The following is a 3,606-nucleotide window of genomic DNA, read 5'->3' on the forward strand; positions in this document are numbered from 1 at the left end:
ACCTTGCGGCGCACCACATTGCCGGGCACGGCCTTGGACTCGATCATCAGCTTCATGATCCACTGACCCGAGACCGATTCGACCAGCGGGCCATAGGCCTCGCCCCGGGGCGGCACCCAGCCAATGGATTTGTCTTGGCTGGCGCCACACTCCACAAATTGCACCGGCTCCAGCGCCGCCTGCACATCGGCCAATGCGGGCGCAAAGCCCTCGCCGATGCGGTAAACCATCACATTTTTGAACACAGCAATCCTTATCACCCCAAATGAACAACCCGTCCTTTGGGGACGGGTTGAATCATAGGGGATGAATGGGTGCCTACCGTCAGAGTTTCATCTGGGTGGGCAGCCAGGTCACGATGCCCGGTACAAAGTAAATCAGCAGCACAGCGCCCATCATCAAGAAGAACATGGGCATGGAGACGCGGGCGATGTAGGGCAGCTGTTTGCCCGTCATGCCTTGCAGCACAAACAGGTTGAAGCCCACAGGCGGCGTGATTTGCGCCATCTCAACCACAAACACGATGAAGATGCCGAACCAAATCGGGTCGATGCCCGCTTTTTGCACCGTGGGCATCAACACGCCCATGGTCAAAACCACCATCGAAATACCGTCAAGAAAGCAGCCCAGAATGATGAAAAACACCATCAAGGCCATGATGAGTTCGAAACGGCTGAGGCCGAGACCACCGATCCATTCGGCCAGGTGGCGCGGCAGGCCGATGTAGCCCATGGACAAGGTCAAAAAGGCAGCGCCCGCCAAAATCAACGCGATCATGCAGTACAGGCGAGTGGCCCCCATCAGGGCGTCCTTGAACACAGCCCAACTCATGGAGCCCTGCAGTGTGGACAGCACCAAGGCCCCGACCACGCCCACGGCCGCAGCTTCGGTGGCGGTGGCAAAGCCGGTGTAGATCGAACCCAAGACGGCCGCGATCAAAAGCACCACCGGGATCAGGCTGCTGGACGCTTGCAACTTCTGCACAAAGCTCATGGGGGCGTCGCGTGGCGGAATCTGGTCGGGGTGACGCAGTGACCAATAAATGATGTAGCCCGAAAAAAGCCCCGCCAGCATCAAGCCCGGCAAGACGCCAGCAATGAACAACTGAGCAATCGACACATCGGCCGCCACGCCATAAACGATCATGATGATTGATGGCGGAATCAAGAGGCCCAGCGTGCCCGAGCCGGACAGCGTGCCAATGACCATGTCCTCGGGGTAGCCGCGTTTTTGCAGCTCGGGCAAGGTCATCTTGCCAATCGTGGCGCAAGTGGCGGCACTCGATCCCGACACGGCGGCAAAGATGGCGCACCCCACCACATTCGTGTGCAGCAAGCGACCAGGTAAGGCTTGCATCCAAGGTGCTAGGCCTTTGAACATGTCTTGGCTCAGGCGCGTGCGAAACAGAATTTCGCCCATCCAGATGAACAAGGGCAGGGCGGTGAGGGTCCAGCTTGAAGCCGAGCCCCAAATGGTCACGGCCATCGCATCACCCGCAGGCCGCGCTGAGAACATTTGCATGCCCACCCAGGCCACGCCCGAGAGCGTGAGGCCAATCCAGACACCACTGCCCAAAATCAAAAACAAGGTCAGGACCAGCAGTCCTGCGATCATCAAATCATTCATGGCGGGTCATTCGTTGCGCAGCATCTCGCCGCTTGCAGTGTCGGCTCGTTGGCCGCGGATTTCCAGCACCAGCTCATCGACAAAAGCCAGCGCAAAAATCAGCGTGCCCAGCGCCATGACCAATTGCGGAATCCACAAAGGCGTGGCATCGTTGCCGGTCGAGATGTCGTGAAACTCAATCGACTGCCACACCAGGCGGCAGCTGTAGAAGGCAAACAGACAAGCCAGCAAGCTGGCCAGACTCAGGCTGAAAATTTCCAGGCCCTTGCGTGCGCCGCCTTTGAACAAACCCAAGACCAAGGTGACGCGGATGTGTTCGCCACGCTTGAGCGTATGGGCCAGCGCCAAAAAGCCAGCGCCAGCCATGAGGTAACCGGCATAAGCATCGGTGCCGGGCACATGGAAATGGAGCTGCCGACTCAGGATGGACAGCAGCACCATGAACAAAAGGCCGCACATGCTCAGCGCCGCCAAGGCGGCGGAGCTGGCATAAATCGCGTTCAGCAGTCGGCGCATGGGTTCAACGCTTGTAGGCGTCGATGATGGCCTTGCCTTCAGCGCCTGACTTGTCCAGCCATTCCTTCATGATGGTGTCGCCCACCTTTTTCATGTCGGCCTTGAGCTGGGCAGAAGGCGGCGCAATCGTCATGCCGTTGGTCTTGAGGATTTCCAAGGTGCTGGTGTTGACCTTGCGCGATTCGGTCCAGCCCCGGGTTTCAGCCTCTGCAGCGGCTTTGAGCAAGGCGTCCTGGGTGGGTTTGTCGAGCGCGTCGAAAGCTTTCTTGTTGGCAATCACCGCGTTTTTGGGCAACCAGGCTTGCACGTCGTAGTAGAACTTGAGGTGCTCGAACAGCTTGCTGTCCACACCGGTGGCACCAGAAGTCATGGTGGATTCGACCACGCCCGTGGCCAAGGCCTGAGAAAACTCGGCGGCTTGCACGGTCACAGGTTGCGCGCCGACCAGTTCAGCAATCTTGGCAGTGGTGGGGCTGTAGGCGCGCCACTTGATGCCCTTGAGGTCAGCCGCGCTGTTGATCGGCTTTTTGCTGAAAATGCCCTGTGGGGGCCAGGCCACCGAATACAACAGCATCATGCCTTGCTCGGCCAATTTCTTTTCCAGTAGCGGCTTTTGCGCTTTGTAGAGCTTCATGGACTCGTCGTAGCTGTCGGCCAAAAAAGGCAGGCCGTCTGCACCAAAGGGTTGCCATTCGTTTTGGAAGTTCACCAGCAAAATTTCGCCCAGCTGGGCCTGCCCACCTTGCACAGCGCGCTTGATTTCCGGGGCCTTGAACAGCGAGGCGTTAGCATGCACCGTGATTTTGAGTTTGCCCGCTGTGGCTTTGTCCACATCGGCGGCAAACTGGGTCATGTTGACCGAGTGGAAGTTGGTGGCCGGGTAAGCGGCGGGCAGGTCCCATTTGGTTTGGGCCGACACGAAGCCGGAAACAGCGAGCAGGCCAGCCAGCAGGCTGAGGTGAAGGGCGCGACTTTGCATGAGAACTCCTGTGAAAGATGGAATGAACGGTTCACTGGGCAGTGCAAGAAAGGTGCCCGCTTGGTGCGCGCATCGGGTGCATCTGTCAGGAGTTCAATGTAAGCAAGTTGAGGCCTGGGTGTGATTGGTGTTTTCCCTTAATGTCAACAAATTGTTGGTAAATTGTCATTAACGGACATAAACTTTGTGTCCTCACTTGTCTGAACACCTCTAATGCCGCGCAAAAATTCAACTGCCATCGCGAACGCCAACCCCATCGTCTCTTCGGCCCATCTGGTATCGCCCGACAGCGCCGAGATGAGCGAGTTCGAGTTCGGCCTGATCGTGGCGGGCAACGCATTTCACCGCTGGGTCATCCACTGCATGTCGGCGGCGGGCCTGAAGGATTTGACGCCGCTCGATGTGCTGGTGCTGCACCATGTGACGCACCGCGCCCGTGACAAGCGCCTGGCCGACATTTGTTTCATCATGAACATCGAAGACAC

Annotated in this window: 5 protein-coding genes; 1 reads left to right on the top strand and 4 read right to left on the bottom strand. The window is 58.1% G+C overall.

Features of this window, described 5'->3' with window-relative positions:
• The 4 genes from rdgC to ACIQ47_RS15345 all read right to left on the bottom strand — a co-directional run.
• Positions 1 to 230: recombination-associated protein RdgC (gene rdgC, locus ACIQ47_RS15330; protein ID WP_396438912.1), on the bottom strand; the 230-nt coding region annotated here is incomplete at its 3' end.
• Positions 231 to 324: 94 nt separating this feature from the next.
• Positions 325 to 1,626, bottom strand: coding sequence for a TRAP transporter large permease (locus tag ACIQ47_RS15335; protein ID WP_396438913.1), 1,302 nt, complete (start codon positions 1,624 to 1,626; stop codon positions 325 to 327).
• A gap of 6 nt (positions 1,627 to 1,632) precedes the next feature.
• The gene (locus ACIQ47_RS15340) at positions 1,633 to 2,142 is read right to left on the bottom strand and encodes a TRAP transporter small permease (RefSeq protein WP_396438914.1); all 510 of its coding nucleotides are present in this window, start codon (positions 2,140 to 2,142) and stop codon (positions 1,633 to 1,635) included.
• Between the two features lie 4 nt (positions 2,143 to 2,146).
• Positions 2,147 to 3,121 (bottom strand): TRAP transporter substrate-binding protein, encoded by a 975-nt coding sequence (locus tag ACIQ47_RS15345; protein ID WP_396438915.1) that lies wholly within the window; start codon positions 3,119 to 3,121, stop codon positions 2,147 to 2,149.
• Between the two features lie 213 nt (positions 3,122 to 3,334).
• Between ACIQ47_RS15345 and ACIQ47_RS15350 the strand changes: the two genes are divergently transcribed.
• A partial coding sequence (locus tag ACIQ47_RS15350; RefSeq protein ID WP_396438916.1) for a winged helix DNA-binding protein occupies positions 3,335 to 3,606 on the top strand: 272 nt, incomplete at its 3' end.

The sequence above is a fragment of the Limnohabitans sp. genome (genome assembly GCF_044373035.1).
Taxonomy (GTDB): Bacteria; Pseudomonadota; Gammaproteobacteria; order Burkholderiales; family Burkholderiaceae_C; genus Limnohabitans_A.